Raw genomic sequence first — 18,161 nt, forward strand, 5'->3', positions numbered from 1 at the left:
TTACCCTCCTAAATAAGCTTTCTGAACATCAGGACTATGCAATAATTCTTCACCAGTTCCTTCTAATACAACCTTGCCTGTTTCTAACACATAACCACGATCAGCAATACTCAAAGCCATCTTAGCATTCTGCTCAATCAATAATACAGTCGTTCCCTGACGATTAATTTCTTGAATGATAGAAAAAATTTCTCGAATAAAGATTGGTGCTAATCCCATCGAAGGCTCATCTAATAATAACAACTTCGGACGGGACATTAAGGCACGGCCCATTGCAAGCATTTGTTGCTCTCCACCAGACAATGTTGCTGCATCCTGATTTTGACGCTCAGCTAAAATAGGAAACCTGTCAAATACCATCTTTAAAATAGCTTGACTCGCTTTTTTATCACTATATAAAAAACCACCTAAAGTTAAGTTCTCAAGCACAGTCATACCTGAAAAAACATGCCGGCCTTCAGGCACCTGAACCAATCCTCTACCAACAATCTTAGAAGGTGACTCTTTTTTCAGCTCTTGTCCCATAAATTGAAGACTGCCATGACTCGATTTAACTAAGCCTGAAATTGTTCGTAAAATAGTGGTCTTCCCTGCACCATTTGCCCCAATCAAACTAACAATTTCACCTTGATTCACCTCAAACGAGACTTCTTTAACCGCCTGAATCATGCCATAGTGTACCGATAGATTATCGACTGTCAACATTATAATTCACCACCCAAATATGCTTTAATTACTCGCGGATTCATTTTAATTGCCTCTGGGACACCTTCTGCAATGATTTGTCCATATTCTAATACATAGATTCGTTCACAAACGTCCATAACTAAGGACATATCATGCTCAATTAATAATATCGTTAATTCAAATTCCTTTTGAATTTTTTTTATGAGTTCAGTTAATTCAGCTGTCTCTTGTGGATTCATTCCAGCTGCTGGTTCATCTAGAAATAGTAGTTTTGGTTTTGTTCCTAATGCTCGAACAATTTCTAATCGTCGCTGTTCACCGTAGGATAAATTTTTAGCTAAATCCTGTGCTTTATTTTCTAAATCAAAAATCGCCAATAAGTCTAATGCTTTTTCCTTCATCTTCTCTTCGGCTTTAAAAAAACTTGGCAACCGCAATATTCCTGACAAAACTCCTTCATTTTGTTTGGTATTCAAGGCAATTAATACATTGTCAAGGACACTTAACTCTTTGAACAAACGAATATTTTGGAACGTTCGACTGATTCCTAAATCAGCAATTTTATAAGGTTTTTTACCATTTAAACAAATTGCTTGACTAGCTTCTTCAATTAATACTTCACCTTCTGAAGGTGTATATACGCCTGTTAATAAATTAAACAGTGTGGTTTTACCAGCCCCATTTGGCCCAATCAATCCGACTAATTCTTGCTTGTCTAAAACCAAATTAACATTTGATACTGCTGTTAATCCACCAAAATGTTTAGTTAAATTATTTACCGTCAGTAGAGACATGATGGTGGCCTCCTTTACCAAAAAGTTTCTTAAAAGATAATTCATGTTTACCTAAAAGTCCTGTTGGTTTAAAAATCATAATAATAATTAATGCTAATGCATATATAATCATCCTGATTGTTCCTGCATCTTGTAGAAACATATTTAAAAAACCTAGAACTAATGCTGCAACAAATGTCCCTGTTATACTACCAACACCACCGAATACTACGATAATTAGAATATCAATTGATTTCATAAAATTAAAATTATCCGGTACAATTGTTTGAAAATAACTTGTGTATAAACCACCTGCTAAAGCTGCTGTCATCGCACCAATCATAAAAGCAATAACTTTATACTTTGTAGTATTTACCCCCATCGACTCAGCCGCAATTTCATTCTCACGAACTGACAGCGTGGCACGTCCAGCAGCACTATAAATATAATTTGTTGTTACTAATGTCGTTAGACAGACAAAAATATAAACCATTGACCAATTAACAAATGGCGTAATGCCAAAAAGTCCAGCTGGTCCATTCGTTAAACCATCTAAATTCATGATTAAAATTCGGATAATCTCAGCAACACCTAATGTTGCAATTGCTAAGTAATCTCCAGATAAACGTAGAGTTGGGATGCCTACAACTAAAGCAATTAATCCAGCCAATAAGACACCAACTAACATACCCAATGCAAACCCAACAATTGTAGGTATTTTTAATGAGAAAATAGCCGTCGCATAGGCTCCAACCGCCATAAATCCAGCATGACCTAGTGAAAATTGACCTGAAAATCCAATTACTAAATTTAATCCTACTGCTAAAATAATATTAATTCCGATTAAAACTAACGTAGTTTCGATAACAGGTGACATCAGTCCAGTTGAGTAAGTAACCGATAGCAAGATAAATCCTAGCACCATGACACCAGCCCAAGCACTATTAACTTTTAATTTTTTCTTCACATGGATCACCTACACTTTCTCTTTAACGTGCTTACCAAGCAGTCCAGCTGGTTTCACAAGTAAAATAATAATCAAAATAGCATATACAACCGCATCACGATAAGCAGTTAAACCTACTGCACTAACAAAGGTCTCTATAATCCCAATTGCAATACCTCCAAGTGCTGCTCCAGGAATAATACCAATTCCACCAAATACAGCAGCAATAAATGCTTTAAGCCCAGGCGAGACTCCCATCATTGGATCAATACTATTATAGTACAAACCAATCAATACACCTGCTGCTCCAGCCAATGCTGAGCCTAATGCAAAAGTAAATGAAATAGTGTGATTCACATTAATCCCCATTAATTGTGCCGCATCAGGATCTACACTAACTGCTCGCATAGCTTTCCCCATTTTTGTTTTTTTGACAATCACTTGTAATAAAATCATCAAAATAAAAGTGGTCACTAAAATAATGATTTGAATTTTATTAATTGTAAACAAACCTAACTCATAAACAGTATTTTCGATAATTTGTGGAAATGGTCGTGTCTCCGCACCAATAAAATAAATCATCAATGACTGTAATAGAAATGACACACCTATCGCTGTAATAAGTGCAGCAATTCTTGTTGATTTACGCAGTGGTCGATAGGCTAAAAATTCAATTAAAACTCCCAGAAGTGCACAACCACTCATTGCAATCAATAATGCGGGGATGAGACCTAGATTTAATTTACTCGTCACATAATAACCAATAAACGCGCCAATCATATATATTTCGCCATGTGCAAAATTAATTAATTTAATGATACCGTAAACCATTGTGTAACCTAACGCTAGCAAAGCGTAAATACTACCTAAAGATAAACCATTTACTAATTGTTGCATCATGTCCATAGTCAAACGCCCTTTCTATTTTTGACAATCTTATATAAGAAAACGAGATAAGTACAACTAATAAACTTATCTCGTTACCGATTAATTTGGTTGTACAACCTCGGCAGACGTTTGCTTACCATCCTCAATACCAATAACGACAACTGGTTTTTTAGGATTATGATTTTCATCCATTGTCATTTTGCCTGTAACACCCTCAAAATCAGTTAAACTTGCTAAAGCATCAGTTAATTTTTGACTGTCACTCTCACCAGCTTCCTCCAATGCAGCTTTTACCATGTAAACTGAATCATAAGCTAATGCACTAAATGAACTTGGTGATTTTCCATACTTAGTTTTAAATTCTTTGATAAACGCATCCACTTTTTCTGAACTTGGTGCTTGCTCAGAAAAATGTGCCGTATAATAGATATTCGTCATATTCTTAGCCCCGGCGATATCCACTAACTTTTCATCAGAAAAACCATCGCCACCAAGGATTGGTTGCTCAATCCCCATTTCACGTGCTTGTTTAATAATTAAGCCAGCTTCTTCATAATAACCAGGCAGATAAATGACATCAAAATCTTTATCTTTGATTTTTGTTAAAATAGCCTTAAAATCTTTATCTTTTTGATTGAATTTTTCATCAGCTACAATATCTCCTTGATATGTATCTTTAAAGGCTTTAGTTAATCCTTTTGCATAATCACTTGAAACATCACCAATAATAACTGCTTTTTTAGCCTTTAAATTATCCTGAGCGTAGTTTGCCAAGATAACACCTTGAAATGAGTCTTGGAAGCCTGTCCTAAACACATAATCTTGTACCTTACCATTCATCAAAGTAATTGAATCATCTGTTCCTGAAGGCGTAATAGTTGGAACTTTAGCTTTTGTTGTATTTGGAATCACTGCTTTAGTCGCTCCAGATGTCGCTGGTCCAATGATTGCTACAACATTTTCTTTAGTCGTTAAATTGGAAGCAACTACGGCTGCTTCTGCAGTATCAGTTTTATTATCTTTTACAATAAGCTCTATTTTCTTACCATTAATACCGCCTGTCTTATTAATCTCTTCTGCAGCTAACTCGGCACCTTCTTTTTCTTGATTACCATAACCTGCTACGGCCCCAGACAATTCTAAGTTTAATCCAATTTTAACCGTTTGTTGATTTTTAGCAGATTCACTACCAGAAGTTTTTTGCCCACCACCAGGCGTACCACCACAAGCCGTTAGCATTAATAAACTTGCAAACAAAATCCCAGTCAATTTTTTCATTTTTATACCTCCACCAATTTGTTTATTATGAGTTGTTTATTAATATAATCTAATTATTATCCAATGTCAATGTAAATTGTCAGAAAATTTAAAACATTCAAAATTAAAAAAACAAACAACTATTTTTAGCTTAATGCTTAATTAGTTGTTTGCTTTTTTCATTTTTTTATATGGACCGGGATACGTTTCATCTAAATTACGTTTCAAAGAAAACTTCTTAGGTACATAATCAATACCACCCTTAACAAATGGGTGACATCTCAGAATTCTTGATGTCCCCATGGCTGTACCTTTGACTACGCCATGATAATTAATTGCATCAATCATATATTGTGAACAAGTTGGATAATAGCGACAACTTTTCGGTAATAGCGGCGAAATAAATTTTTGATAAAATCGTACAGGTAAAATAAACAATTTTTTAAACACTTAATAAAACCACCCTTTTTAATACTATCAATCGCTAGATAAAAATAAACAGTAGACAACTAGCTTATCTACTGTTTGATTATTTCAATTATTTGATGCCAATTAGTTGAATTAAATGCATCAGAAGGCGCTCCTTTGCCTATAACGACAAAGCCAATAAAGATACCAACAAAAAATAAAATTACTAATACTAGAATTGCTAACAAAACTAGTGAAACTTGAGTTAGCAGTCTTTTTCTTGTTATATCCATTCATTCACGCTCCTTTGACTAATTTTAACTAACCGTCACAACTGCATCGCTAGTAACTTTTTCATCAGAAATACGTTCAATATTAGCACCTAATTTGGCTAGTTTATTATGAAAATCATAATAACCTCGGTCCAAATAGTCAAGATGAGTGACTTTAGTTAAGCCTTTTGCACGTAAGCCAGCCAAAATTAATGCTGCTGCCGCACGTAAATCTGTTGCTGACACTTCGGCACCCTGAAAACCAGTAACACCGTCAATACGTGCAACATTACCAGACACCATAAAGTTTGCACCCATTCGTTTCATTTCCTCTAGATGTTGGAAGCGATTCTCAAAAACAGTTTCAGTTAAAATACTTGAGCCTTCAGCTAAAGTCATTAAGACACTCATTTGAGCTTGCATATCTGTTGGAAAACCAGGATGAGGTAACGTTTTAATATCCGTTGCCTTTAATTTATTTGGCCCGATTACGCGGATACCTCCAGATTCTTCGACAATCTTTGTACCCATTTCTGATAATTTAGAAATTAATGGCTTATTATGTTCTAAAATAGCATCCTTAATTAGGATATTGCCTTTAGTTAAAGCTGCTGCCACCATAAACGTACCTGCTTCAATCCGATCTTGTACAACTGAATGTTCAGTACCATGAAGTGATTCAACACCTTCAATTCGGATTGTTTCCGTACCAGCACCTGTGATTTTAGCTCCCATTTTGTTTAAAAACATCGCTAAATCAACAATTTCTGGCTCGCGCGCAACATTCTCAATGATTGTTGTTCCTTCGGCTTTAACAGCTGCCATCATAATGTTTTGAGTCGCACCAACACTAGGAAAATCTAAATAAATTCTTGCACCTTTTAGTTTATCGGCACGTGCTTCGATATAACCATTTTCTTGATTAATCTCCGCTCCTAATGCTTGAAACCCTTTAAGGTGTAAATCAATTGGTCGTTTACCAATCGCGCAGCCACCTGGCATTGCCACTTTAGCATGTCCATTTCTTGCTAATAACGGTCCCATTACAACGATGGACGCTCTCATCTGCGACACATACTCGAATGGAGCTTCTACATTTAATTGTTTAGTTGCATCAATCGTAATTGTATTCTTCGACTCATCAAAATTGATATCAGTGTTTAAATATTTAATGACATTATTCATCATAAATACATCAGATAAAATAGGCGCATTATCAATAGTAACCGTACCCGTTTCAGCTAATAAAGCCCCCGCTAAAATAGGTAAAATTGCATTTTTTGCCCCTTCAATTTTCACTTGTCCGTTTAAAGATTTTGTTTCACGAACAATGATATAATCCATTTGTCTCCCTCCAAAAATATAAGGAATAAAGTAAACCTAGATTATTATATCATGGATAGAAGTCAAATGGAATCATAACACCACTTTTCTCATTTTAACCAATGCTATTAAATAAGTTTCTCATTAAATACATTACTTCTAAAAAGAATGAACTTGATGTATAACCTAATACGATTGAAAGAAATACATAAAACATCTTAATTTGTCGCTCATAATGTTGACCTTTTTTAAAAATCATATCAAGTCTTAGAGATTGTAAACTCCAAAAAGCTAGATAAATGAAAGCCAAATGGCTAAAAAAACGGACAAGGGTATCAACACCATATACTTCCATAGCTAAGTTGCACACCTTTCTAGATTCACTTTAGAACAAAAAGGTAAAGGACAATAAATTATCCTTTACCTTTTATTTATTTTCTTTTGTTTGCTACATTTAAGCGATTAATGGCACGGTGTAAAGCAACTTCTGCCCGATCCATATCAATCGACTCGTCTTTACGTTCTTTAGCTAAAGCAATTTTTTCTTCTGCTCGCTTTTTAGCCATTTCAGCACGTGTGACATCAATGCTTTCTTCTGTCTCAGCACTATTGGCAAGAACGGATACAACGTTATCTCGAATCTCAATAATTCCACCATTAACGGCAACCCAATCAGATTTGTTACCTTCTGTATCTGATAAATCAATTCTAATGGCATCGATTTTTAATGGAGCTATTAAGGGAGCATGGTTGGGTAAAACACCCAAAGATCCATTTGTTGTATTTGCAACAAGAAATTTTGCCTCATGGTCATACACAACACCACTTGGCGTGACGATATTAACTACGAAAGAACTCATTGTCATCTCTCCTTATTAATATCCAGATTTACCTGATTTTTCAATAACTTCTTCAATGCGACCAACATTTCGGAAAGCATCTTCAGGTAAGTCATCATATTTACCATCTAGTATTTCTCTAAAACCTTTAACTGTTTCTCTTAATGGTACATAGCTACCTGGTTGACCAGTAAATTGTTCTGCAACATTAAAGTTTTGTGACAAGAAGAATTGTACTCTTCTTGCTCGACCAACAATTACTTTTTCATTATCAGATAACTCATCCATCCCTAAGATAGCGATAATATCTTGTAATTCTTTATAACGTTGCAGTAAATGTTGAACTTCCGTTGCAACTTTATAATGCTCTTCACCGACGATACTTGGTTCTAAAGCACTAGAAGATGAAGCTAATGGATCGACAGCAGGATAAATACCTTGCTCAGCTAGGTGACGTTCTAAGTTAGTCGTCGCGTCTAAATGGGCAAAAGCAGTTGCCGGAGCCGGATCGGTATAGTCATCGGCTGGTACATAAATAGCTTGAATTGAGGTAATTGATCCATCTTTAGTTGACGTAATCCGCTCTTGTAATTGTCCCATTTCTGTCGCTAAAGTTGGTTGGTAACCTACGGCTGACGGCATACGACCTAAAAGGGCAGATACTTCAGAACCTGCTTGAGTAAAACGGAAAATATTATCAATAAATAATAAAACATCTTGTTTTTCTTGGTCACGGAAATACTCAGCCATTGTTAATCCAGTTAATGCAACACGCATTCTGGCACCAGGTGGTTCGTTCATTTGACCAAATACCATTGCTGTCTTCGTGATAACGCCTGAATCCTTCATTTCAAAGTATAAATCGTTTCCTTCACGAGTTCGTTCACCAACACCCGCAAACACAGAAATACCCCCATGCTCTTGAGCAATATTATGAATTAATTCTTGAATTAGTACCGTTTTACCAACACCGGCACCACCAAACAATCCAACTTTACCACCTTTAAGATAAGGTGCTAATAAGTCAATTACTTTAATCCCAGTTTCTAAAACTTCAGTATTTGTACTTAAATTTTCATAAATTGGTGCTTTTGTATGAATACCGTGTCGCTCAACATCATCACTAATCGGACCAGCTAAATCAATTGGTTCACCCAATACGTTAAATACTCGGCCTAGTGTGATGTTACCAACTGGAACGCTAATTGGACCACCAGTGGCAAGAACTTCCATACCACGTTGAAGTCCATCAGTTGATTCCATGGCGATAGTACGTACGACGCCATCACCTAGTTCTAACGTAACTTCTAGAACCACTTTTTGTTTGTTTTCTGATTTATAAACAACCAAAGCATCATTTATATCAGGTAACGTTTGGTCTAACGGAAATGCTACGTCAACAACGGGACCAATTACTTGGACTATTTTTCCTAATTTCATTAATCGTCTTCCTCCCCGTTATTCTTCTAGTGCAGCTGCCCCACCAACAATTTCTGTAATTTCTTCAGTAATTGCTGCTTGGCGTGCACGATTGAATTTGATGGTTAAATCATCAATTATACTACTTGCGTTTTCTGTGGCACTCTTCATTGCTGTCATACGAGCTGCATGTTCAGCTGTTTTAGAATCTAGAACTGCTCCATAAATTAGACTTTCCGCATATAGCGGTAATAAAGTATTTAGGATGGCTTCTTCATTTGGTTCTAAAATATACTCTTGTTCAAACTCAGTTGCTTCATTTGCATCTAAATCGGTAATTGGCAACATTTTTTCAGCACGAAATGCCGAAGATAGTGTGTTGACGTGATGGTTGTAACAAACATACAATTCATCAAAGACTTCATTGTTATACATTTGAATCGCTGAATTGACAATTTTTCGTACCTCATCATAACTTGGATAATCGCTTAAACCCCTAAGTTCATAAGCTACTGGCATATTACGGTGTTTAAAGAAATCTGCACCACTAGAACCGATTGTCATTAAGACATAGTTGTCTTGCCCTGCATGATCTTTATTCAAAATCTCAACAGTTTTTTTAATAATCGAACTATTGTATCCGCCAGCTAATCCTTTATCTGATGTCACAACAATATAGCCTGTTTTTTTAACAGGTCTTTCAATTAATAACTTATTGTACATTTTCATTTTGTTATTATCAAAACTCGATGAATCTGCACCTTCAATATCTCTTAATTGAGAAGAGGCCAAATGAGTTGTTATTGATCTAACTTTCGATGCATACTCTTGAAAACGTCGGGATGATTGTTCAGATTTTGTCAACTTTGAGGCCGCGACCATTTGCATCGCGCTCGTTATCTGACTGGTCTTTTTAGTTGAAGCTATTCTCTTTTTAATATCAATAAGTGAACCGCCCATTGTCAATCACCGCTTTCCTAAGATTATTTCAATTCATCTGCTACTGAAAATGTACTTGATGAAAAGATTCCTTTGAACTCTTCAATGGCTTTATTTAAATCATCTGGATTTGGTAAGTTTTTTGTATTTTTAATCGTATCAAAAATAGCTGGATAGTTATTCTCAACATAATCACATACTTCTTTTTCAAATCTAGGAATATCATTAACTGGAATAGTATCTAAGAATCCGTCTGTTAATGCATATAGAATTAATACTTGTTTTTCTACTGAAATTGGTTCATGAACATTTTGTTTTAGTACCTCAACAGTTCGTTTACCACGATTTAATTTAGCTTGCGTCGCAGCATCCAAGTCTGAACCAAATTGCGTAAAGGCTTCTAATTCACGATAACTTGCTAAGTCAATCCGTAGTGTTCCCGCTACTTTCTTCATGGCTTTAATTTGTGCAGACCCACCAACACGAGAAACTGAAAGACCCGCATCAATCGCTGGACGCACACCAGAATAGAACAAATCACTTTCTAAGAAAATTTGACCATCAGTAATTGAGATAACGTTTGTTGGAATATAAGCTGAAATATCTCCAGCTTGCGTTTCAACGAAAGGTAAAGCTGTCATTGAACCGCCACCTAAAGAATCATTCAATTTTGCAGCACGTTCTAGTAAACGTGAATGCAAGTAGAAAACATCCCCTGGGAAAGCTTCACGACCTGGTGGACGTCTCAATAACAAGGAAATTTCACGATAAGCTGCTGCCTGTTTTGATAAATCATCATAGACTACCAAAACATGCTTGCCATTGTACATGAATTCTTCACCCATCGCTGCACCTGCATAAGGAGCCAAATATAATAGTGGTGCTGGTTGTGATGCACTGGCAGAGACAACAATTGTATAATCTAAGGCACCATATTTCTTAAGTGTTTCAACTTGATTACGGACAGTAGATTCTTTTTGTCCAATGGCAACATAAATACAAATCATGTCTTGCTCTTTTTGATTAATAATCGTATCAATGGCAATTGACGTTTTACCTGTTTTACGGTCACCAATGATTAACTCACGTTGTCCACGACCAATTGGAACCAAAGCATCGATTGCTTTAATACCAGTTTGTAAAGGTTCATCAACAGATTTACGTGCCATTACACCTGGTGCAGTTGCTTCAATTGGACGCATTTTTCGTGTATTAATTGGGCCTAAGCCATCAATTGGTTGACCCAAAGGATTGACAACACGACCAATTAAGGCATCACCGACTGGAACTTCCATAATTTTCCCAGTTCGTTTAACTTTATCGCCTTCTCTAATACCGCCAAAATCACCTAAAATGATAATACCAACACTATCAGATTCTAAGTTTTGTGCCATACCAAAGACGCCATTATCAAATTCTAATAGCTCTCCAGACATTGCATTTTCTAAACCGTAAGCACGTGCAATACCGTCCCCAACGTAAGATACTGTACCTACTTCATCGACAGTTAGAGACTCTTCGTATTTAGCAAGTTGCTGTTTAATATGCGAACTGATTTCTTCCGCTTTAATACTCATGTATTTCACCTCTCACCTTGTCAAAAAGCATTAACTTAATAGCTCAGCATGAACTCTTTCTAATTGAGATTTCACACTTTGGTCTATTATTCGATGCTCAGATTCTATAATGATCCCACCCATAATGGCAGGATTTAATCTTGGACGTAACACTACTTTATTGGCATTCAAACGTTTGGCTAGTTTATCTTCTAGCTCATGTCTTTGATCCATTGTTAAAGCAATCGCAGTTGTTACATCAACTATCATGATACCGAAATGTTCATAATAAAGTTTTTCAAACTCATCAATAATTTCAGGCATATCGTTCATACGGCCATAATCGTAGACCGTATGAATGAACCTTGCAATGATAATACCAAAATTATTTTCTAAATCTTTGACAATATTAACTTTTTCATAGCCAGATAAACGATCATCGGTTAGAATCTCGCCTAAATCCGGAACACGATGATAGACTTCACGTAGTTGTAATAATTCTTGATAGACTTCAGCAAGCTCTTTTGTTTCAACAGCTTCCGTGAATAATGCTTTACCGTAAGTTCTAGCTATGGCATATTGTCTAGTCATCTTCAATGACTCCTAGTTTCTCAATACTTGATTTAATTAAATCTTGATGTGTTTCTGGCGATAATTCCTTCTTCAAGATCTTAGAAGCAATTTCAATAGATAAATCTGCAATCTCGTGTTTTGCATCTTCTAACATACGATTACGCTCATTTTTAATATCTTCTTCTGCTTGTTTTTTCATTTGCTTAGCATGTTTTTCAGCATCAATTAAGATAGCATGAGCGCTATTTTCAGCGGTTTCTTTAGCTTGAGCGATAATTCCCTGTGCTTCAGTACGTGCTTTCCTTAAATCATCTTCCCGTTGTTGCAACAAGGAACTAGCTTCATTTCTAGATTTTTCGGCATTATCAATGTCGTTAGCAATCTTGTCCTGACGCTCTTGCATCATATTGACAACTGGTCCCCATGCAAACTTCTTTAAAGCCAATAACAAAATAATAAATGAAACTATGACAAAAAGGATTGTACTAAGCGTAGTTTGCCCAGAGCTAGCTACGATTAATGAATTGTTCATTTGATTCCTACATCCTTCCTAAACATCAATTGACCACTACCTTGAATGGCCAAGGGTATATCTCTGATGTCATATGATACCATCATAGATATTACATGAAGACCAAAATTAACGCGATAACCACACCTAAGATTGGAACGGCTTCGATTAAGGCAACCCCAACGAACATTGTTCCTCTTAATTGTCCAGACATTTCTGGTTGACGAGTCATTGACTCGATTGTTTTAGATATTACTTGTCCATTACCATAAGCGGCTCCAATAGACGCTCCTAATACTGCGATAGCTGCTGCGATGTATTGCATTGCTGATCTCCTCCTAATATTGTTGTTTACTAAAAAAATTTTAACTACGAAACTTTACTTACGCTTCTTCATGTTCGATTTTGTGTGAGATGTAAACCATCATCAACGTCACGAAAATGAATGCTTGAACCCCACCAATAAATAGTGAGAATGCTTGCCAAATAACTTCAAGTGGCAAGGCCAAAACAAATTTGACAGGACTGCTTGCACCTAAATTAGCAATCAAAGAAAGTAATACTTCACCTGCAAAAATATTACCATATAACCGAAGACCCAACGTTAAGACGTTTGTAAATTCTTCTACTAATTTAATTGGCAATAGTATTGCTGTTGGCTTAGCAAAACTATTAACAAAATAATTTTTAACACCTTGCTTTTTGACCCCAAAATAGTTACTTAGAATAATGGCCATAAATGCAAGGGTTAAGGTTACTAATGGATCGGCTGTTGGACTTTTCCATAGCGAAATTTCTTCAGAACCACGGAATAGAACAACTTTCGTTATCAAACCTAGTACGTTTGAAACTAAAACAAACATAAAGAATGTGAAACCTAACAAATGATAATTATTAATCTCCTTACTTGGAACATTATCAGAAACAATGTTTCTAACAAAGTCAATTAAGAATTCTAGTACATTTTGTTTACCTTTTGGTTTCATTTGTAAATTACGACTACAAAAATAGACAATTCCAAAGACGACTAGACAAGTGAGAACGATCATAATACATGCTGTTAAATCAAAATATATTCCTCCAATATTCACTATCCAGGATTTCTCTGCCACAGACTTCACCCCTTTTCCTTTAGAAAATACTCCGTAATTGGAGTTATACTACTCAGTTAAGATGATGCAAAAAAACATTCTTTGATAATCATCTGACTATTGTTGGCTATCATTTTCAGAAAAAACCAACTAGCATAATGATACCACCAAATGAGTAATAACACAAAGTAAATTAGTGATTTTTTATTAAATTCTAGTGAATAAATCCCTTTAATAGCAAGGATTGTCTTCATAATAGGAATCAATGCGCTATCATTGTGAATTAAGAAACATACAAAGAAAACACATGACATTTAATGAAGAAAATGTCATGTGCTTTATACTTTTTAATATTGTCTACTTTTTAACGAGCGACTTATTTCACGTTTTATATCACGTTGTTTGATATCTTCACGCTTATCGTATTGCTTTTTACCTTTAGCAATTCCAATTAATACTTTCGCAACACCATTCTTTATATACACTTTCAAAGGAACTAAAGTCGTCCCTTGATTTTTAGTTTCGCTAACTAATTTTGCAATCTGCTTTTTGTGCATTAACAACTTACGTGTTCTTAAAGGGTCATGGTTAAAAATATTCCCCTGTTCATATGGACTAATGTGAACGTTCATTAAGTAAACCTCACCATTCATGACACGGGCAAAGCCATCTTTCAAATTAATTCGTCTTTGTCTAATCGATTTAATTTCTGTTCCTTGTAAAACAATCCCAGCTTCTATTGTATCAATCACTGTATAATCATGGCGTGCTTTTCGATTCTGTGCAATTAAACTTCCATCACCTTTTGGCATCTAATCACCTCATTTACGTTTTTTCTTTTTACCTTTTGGTTTTTTTGCGACTTTTTTATAAAATGGCTGTTTGCCAGTTTTTTTGTCAGCTTGTCTTTATCTTTAGACGATTTATTTCTCTCTTTATTCCCACTAGCACGACTATCACGTGAGCCAGATTTTTTTTGATGTCCTGATTTAGGGCGTTTAGCAAGCAATTTTGCATCTTCAAGTGTTTCAGCTTCTAATAAATCAAAGTCAATTTCACGTGTTTCCGCATCCGCTTTTGTGACTTTCACACGAACGGCTTGTCCAATTTTATAAACAATACCCGTGCGTTCACCAACAAGTGCCAAATGATCTTCAATAAAATAAAAGTAGTCATTTTTTAGTTGATTAACATGAATCAAGCCTTCAACTGTATTGTTCAATTCAATGAACATACCAAATTTAGTAATCGAAGTAATAACACCAGGATACTCTTCACCAATCTTATCTTGCATGAATTCTGCTTTTTTCATTTTATCAGTTTCACGTTCGGCTTCAACTGCTCGACGCTCCATTTTCGAACTATGATCAGCAATATCTGGAATTAAACCATCCCACTTATCTTGTGTTTTTTGAGATACTGGCTGTTTTTGATAGACTTTAATTAGTCGGTGAACCAGTAAATCTGGGTAACGACGAATTGGTGACGTAAAATGCGTATAATCATCCGCAGCTAGTCCATAATGGCCAACCGCATTTTCAGAATATTTTGCTTGTTGCATACTACGCAGTAACATCATATTAATAACAGGTTCTTCCGGACGACCTGCTACTTGATCCAGCACACCTTGCAGTTCTTTTGGCTCAATATCGTCTTTACTACCCTTCACCATAATACCGAAGTTTGTAATAAATTCAAAAAAGCGTTGAACTTTGGCCTCCTTAGGTTGTTCATGAATCCGATAGATAAATGGTAAATCTAATTGATAAAAGTGTTTCGCAACTGTTTCGTTCGCAGCTAACATAAATGACTCAATCAAACGTTCTGCTGTACCACGACTTCTTAGTACGATATCTTGCGGGTGCCCTTCTGCATCAACAATAATTTGAGCTTCTCGACTATCAAAAGAAATAGCTCCACGTTGATTTCGTTTATCTTCTAAAATATGATGTAAAACGGCCATATCTTCAAATAATGGAATAAGTGTAGCATATGTAGCCAATGTCTCAGGATTCGTCTTCTCTAAGATTTCGTTGACTGCAGTATAAGTCATTCGCGCACTTGAATGGATTACACCTTCAAAAATATCATAGTGTACAATATCACCTGTTGGTGTAATTTCCATCTCACACGACATAACTAATCGATCCACATCAGGATTAAGTGAACAAATACCATTAGACAATTTTCTAGGCAACATAGGAATCACACGGTCTGTTAGGTACACACTAGTTGCACGATCTAAAGCCTCAGCGTCTAGTGCACTATTTTCAGTCACATAATGCGATACATCTGCAATATAAACACCCAGTAAAAAATTACCATTTTCCAAACGTTCAACACGGACAGCATCATCTAAATCTTTCGCTTCTGCACCATCAATCGTCACAATAACTTTATCTCTTAAATCGCGACGGCCTTCAATTTCTTCAGCTGAAACATGGTCTGGTACAACCTCAGCTTCCTTGAGCGTCGCTTCCTCAAAATCAGTTGGAATTCCCAGTTGTAAAACAATTGATAAAATATCCATACCTGGATCATTTTTATGACCAATTACTTGTTTAACCAACCCTTCAAAACTACCCGTATACTCAGCTTCTGGATAATGCGTCAGTTCAACTAGAACAACACTACCATCTTCCGGTTCGATACCATCTGCAGTAATAAAAACTTTATAGCCAGTAATTTTTTTATCTTTTGGTGTGACCACACCATATAAGTTACTTTCGCGAACTTTTTCTGGTGAAAATTTAGTAAAAATCCCAACAAGCTGTGTATACCCGCGTGCTAAAATCTTTGTTACTTTACCCTCGGGGGCTTGATCCTCCAGTGGATTTCCAGCCTTGATTAATTCAATCTGAACCGTATCACCTTCTAAAGCAAAATTGGTCAACCCTTTTTGAATAAAAACATCGTCCTCTTCATCCTCAATCGCAACAAAACCAAATCCCCGTTCATTTGCTCGAAATGTCCCTTCAAGAATTGTTTCTTGTTTTGCTAGTCTAATTTTACCTTTTTGGGTAAATTCAACTAACTTTTCTCGTTCCATTTGCGCAACTGTCTGAACTAATAATTTAAAATCTTGACTTTTTTGTAACCCGAGCCCCTCGGCTAATTGCTCCATGGAGAACGATTTTTTAGTACTCGTTTCCATATACTGTTGAATACTTTGTTTAACTGTTTGTTTCATTATTTTCCTCCTCTCAAACTAATTTTTTAATAAATTGACAAACATCTTGTTCAAATTCTTGACGATCTTTACTAATCGTTAAGACATGAGTACTATTGGCATACCAATGTACCTCATGATTAATCGCTGATAATTTTGATGCTGCTTCATATACGGAAGTTGCATCAATCATTTCATCCAATCCAGATTGTCCTAAAAAAACAGGTACGTCAATTTTGTATAGATGATTACTTACATACTCAGTCATTGTTGCAATGTCTGCTAACTGTTTTTTTAACGGTTCATTTAATGTGGCTAATTTTTTATCTAGCGATTCACCAACAATGCCATTCTTTTTATATAAATATTCGCAATATCTTAAAAAATTAGGATATATCTCGTGATTTTTAGAAGCAATTAGCGGCGAACTAAACGATCCACCACCAATAAAATAATCGGGGTAAGTTTCTAACAGACGAATAGCATAAATCCCCCCTAGACTAAGTCCAAAGACTAATAAATGCTCATAGCCTTCTTTTCTTAAAAAATCCATTGCCTTTTTGGCATCCTCCCACCAAACATCTGGTCCCTCGTCTAAAATATCAATTGGGTCAAATGTACCGTGTCCTGAAAACAGTGGTGCTAAAACCGTGTATCCATCACGACCCAAGCGGCGTGCTAACAAGCCAACATCATTGGGACTACCAGTATAAGCATGCAATAATAAAATTGCTTGTGGACCATTTTTTAAATAAATATGTGTGTTTTCCAATTTAACTCACCTGTATCTTCATAATTTATAACTTGATTGTAACAATAAAAAAGGCTCCTGTCAGAAACAGGAGACCTAATTTAATTATTTTGATGATAAGTATGTTAGTGCTAAAGCCACAAGTATCCATGCTACACCCATAACAGTTGTTGCACGTTTCATGAACGCTTCAAATCCTCTAGCTTTTGTCTTACCAAAAAGTTCACTTGCGCCTCCTGAAAAAGCACTAGCTGCACTATTTTGTTTACTTGGTTGCATTAAAACAGCCATAATAATTAATACGGATAAAATCAACATAATGGCTAATAAGAGTTTATACACAAATGTACCCTCCTAATCTCTTCTATTTCACTTGATATCTTGTTAATTTTAGCATACTTGACATCAGATTTCTAGAATTAATTACGATTTAACAAATATTAGTTTATCACTCTCTATTAGTTCTTACTTTTTAGTCACGCCACCGACTGCATAATTTCCTTTTTCCATATCAGAAATAATGATATGTACATTTTCTTTTGGTGCTCCAGTATGTTTTGAAATAGCATCCGTCACATCTTTTACCATAGCATCTTTTTGTTCTTGGGTACGGCCTTCTAATAACTCAATATGTACGATTGGCATAGTAACCACTCCTTCTATTTTAATTACGTTTAGTGTATCATATTATGAAAAAAACGTAACTAGCAAATATAGGGAAGTAAGAAAATAATAGATAAGAACGTCAGGTAACTTAAT

Annotated in this window: 21 protein-coding genes and 1 pseudogene; all 22 read right to left on the bottom strand. The window is 35.6% G+C overall.

Annotated features, from left to right (window positions below; all coding sequences use genetic code 11):
- Positions 1-711 (bottom strand): ABC transporter ATP-binding protein, encoded by a 711-nt coding sequence (locus tag BW732_RS03005; protein WP_077275401.1) that lies wholly within the window; start codon positions 709-711, stop codon positions 1-3.
- Positions 705-1,481: an ABC transporter ATP-binding protein gene (locus BW732_RS03010; RefSeq protein ID WP_077275402.1), complete on the bottom strand. Its 777-nt coding sequence runs from the start codon at positions 1,479-1,481 to the stop codon at positions 705-707. Before BW732_RS03010 ends, BW732_RS03005 begins: the two co-directional genes overlap by 7 nt.
- A complete protein-coding gene (locus BW732_RS03015; protein WP_077276854.1) occupies positions 1,459-2,427 on the bottom strand; it encodes a branched-chain amino acid ABC transporter permease in 969 nt (322 codons plus the stop codon). The genes BW732_RS03010 and BW732_RS03015 overlap by 23 nt, the downstream gene beginning before the upstream one ends.
- 9 nt (positions 2,428-2,436) lie before the next feature.
- Entirely contained in the window at positions 2,437-3,306 is an 870-nt protein-coding gene (locus tag BW732_RS03020) for a branched-chain amino acid ABC transporter permease (protein ID WP_418369028.1), read from the bottom strand.
- Between the two features lie 87 nt (positions 3,307-3,393).
- A complete protein-coding gene (locus BW732_RS03025) occupies positions 3,394-4,572 on the bottom strand; it encodes an ABC transporter substrate-binding protein (RefSeq protein ID WP_077275404.1) in 1,179 nt (392 codons plus the stop codon).
- A gap of 141 nt (positions 4,573-4,713) precedes the next feature.
- Positions 4,714-5,001 carry a membrane protein insertion efficiency factor YidD gene (gene yidD / locus BW732_RS03030; RefSeq protein WP_077275405.1) on the bottom strand — a complete coding sequence of 96 codons (288 nt, stop codon included), beginning with the start codon at positions 4,999-5,001 and terminating at the stop codon, positions 4,714-4,716.
- A 68-nt stretch (positions 5,002-5,069) separates the two neighbouring features.
- Positions 5,070-5,252, bottom strand: coding sequence for a DNA-directed RNA polymerase subunit beta (locus BW732_RS03035; protein ID WP_077275406.1), 183 nt, complete (start codon positions 5,250-5,252; stop codon positions 5,070-5,072).
- 24 nt (positions 5,253-5,276) lie between these two features.
- On the bottom strand, positions 5,277-6,575 hold the full coding sequence (gene murA / locus BW732_RS03040; protein ID WP_077275407.1) for a UDP-N-acetylglucosamine 1-carboxyvinyltransferase: 1,299 nt from the start codon (positions 6,573-6,575) through the stop codon (positions 5,277-5,279).
- A gap of 94 nt (positions 6,576-6,669) precedes the next feature.
- Complete coding sequence (locus tag BW732_RS03045; protein ID WP_077275408.1) at positions 6,670-6,909, bottom strand: DUF1146 family protein; 240 nt, start codon at positions 6,907-6,909, stop codon at positions 6,670-6,672.
- A gap of 76 nt (positions 6,910-6,985) precedes the next feature.
- A complete protein-coding gene (locus BW732_RS03050) occupies positions 6,986-7,414 on the bottom strand; it encodes a F0F1 ATP synthase subunit epsilon (protein ID WP_077275409.1) in 429 nt (142 codons plus the stop codon).
- 15 nt (positions 7,415-7,429) lie between these two features.
- A complete protein-coding gene (gene atpD / locus BW732_RS03055; protein ID WP_077275410.1) occupies positions 7,430-8,833 on the bottom strand; it encodes a F0F1 ATP synthase subunit beta in 1,404 nt (467 codons plus the stop codon).
- 18 nt (positions 8,834-8,851) lie between these two features.
- A complete protein-coding gene (locus BW732_RS03060) occupies positions 8,852-9,772 on the bottom strand; it encodes a F0F1 ATP synthase subunit gamma (protein ID WP_077276855.1) in 921 nt (306 codons plus the stop codon).
- Positions 9,773-9,795: 23 nt separating this feature from the next.
- A complete protein-coding gene (gene atpA / locus BW732_RS03065; protein WP_077275411.1) occupies positions 9,796-11,328 on the bottom strand; it encodes a F0F1 ATP synthase subunit alpha in 1,533 nt (510 codons plus the stop codon).
- Between the two features lie 30 nt (positions 11,329-11,358).
- Positions 11,359-11,898 (bottom strand): ATP synthase F1 subunit delta, encoded by a 540-nt coding sequence (gene atpH / locus BW732_RS03070; RefSeq protein WP_077275412.1) that lies wholly within the window; start codon positions 11,896-11,898, stop codon positions 11,359-11,361.
- Complete coding sequence (gene atpF, locus BW732_RS03075; protein WP_077275413.1) at positions 11,891-12,412, bottom strand: F0F1 ATP synthase subunit B; 522 nt, start codon at positions 12,410-12,412, stop codon at positions 11,891-11,893. The genes atpH and atpF overlap by 8 nt, the downstream gene beginning before the upstream one ends.
- Before the next feature lie 91 nt (positions 12,413-12,503).
- A complete protein-coding gene (gene atpE / locus BW732_RS03080) occupies positions 12,504-12,716 on the bottom strand; it encodes an ATP synthase F0 subunit C (protein WP_077275414.1) in 213 nt (70 codons plus the stop codon).
- 58 nt (positions 12,717-12,774) lie between these two features.
- A complete protein-coding gene (gene atpB, locus BW732_RS03085) occupies positions 12,775-13,503 on the bottom strand; it encodes a F0F1 ATP synthase subunit A (RefSeq protein WP_077275415.1) in 729 nt (242 codons plus the stop codon).
- A 326-nt stretch (positions 13,504-13,829) separates the two neighbouring features.
- Entirely contained in the window at positions 13,830-14,294 is a 465-nt protein-coding gene (gene smpB, locus BW732_RS03090; RefSeq protein WP_077275416.1) for an SsrA-binding protein SmpB, read from the bottom strand.
- A 9-nt stretch (positions 14,295-14,303) separates the two neighbouring features.
- Positions 14,304-16,672, bottom strand: a pseudogene (gene rnr / locus BW732_RS03095) (ribonuclease R).
- Between the two features lie 13 nt (positions 16,673-16,685).
- Complete coding sequence (locus tag BW732_RS03100) at positions 16,686-17,423, bottom strand: alpha/beta hydrolase (RefSeq protein WP_077275417.1); 738 nt, start codon at positions 17,421-17,423, stop codon at positions 16,686-16,688.
- 84 nt (positions 17,424-17,507) lie between these two features.
- The gene (secG, locus tag BW732_RS03105) at positions 17,508-17,744 is read right to left on the bottom strand and encodes a preprotein translocase subunit SecG (protein ID WP_077275418.1); all 237 of its coding nucleotides are present in this window, start codon (positions 17,742-17,744) and stop codon (positions 17,508-17,510) included.
- Positions 17,745-17,867: 123 nt separating this feature from the next.
- Complete coding sequence (locus tag BW732_RS03110) at positions 17,868-18,047, bottom strand: 2-hydroxymuconate tautomerase (RefSeq protein ID WP_077275419.1); 180 nt, start codon at positions 18,045-18,047, stop codon at positions 17,868-17,870.
- Positions 18,048-18,161: the final 114 nt, after the last annotated feature.

The sequence above is a fragment of the Vagococcus penaei genome (assembly GCF_001998885.1).
Lineage (GTDB): Bacteria > Bacillota > Bacilli > Lactobacillales > Vagococcaceae > Vagococcus > Vagococcus penaei.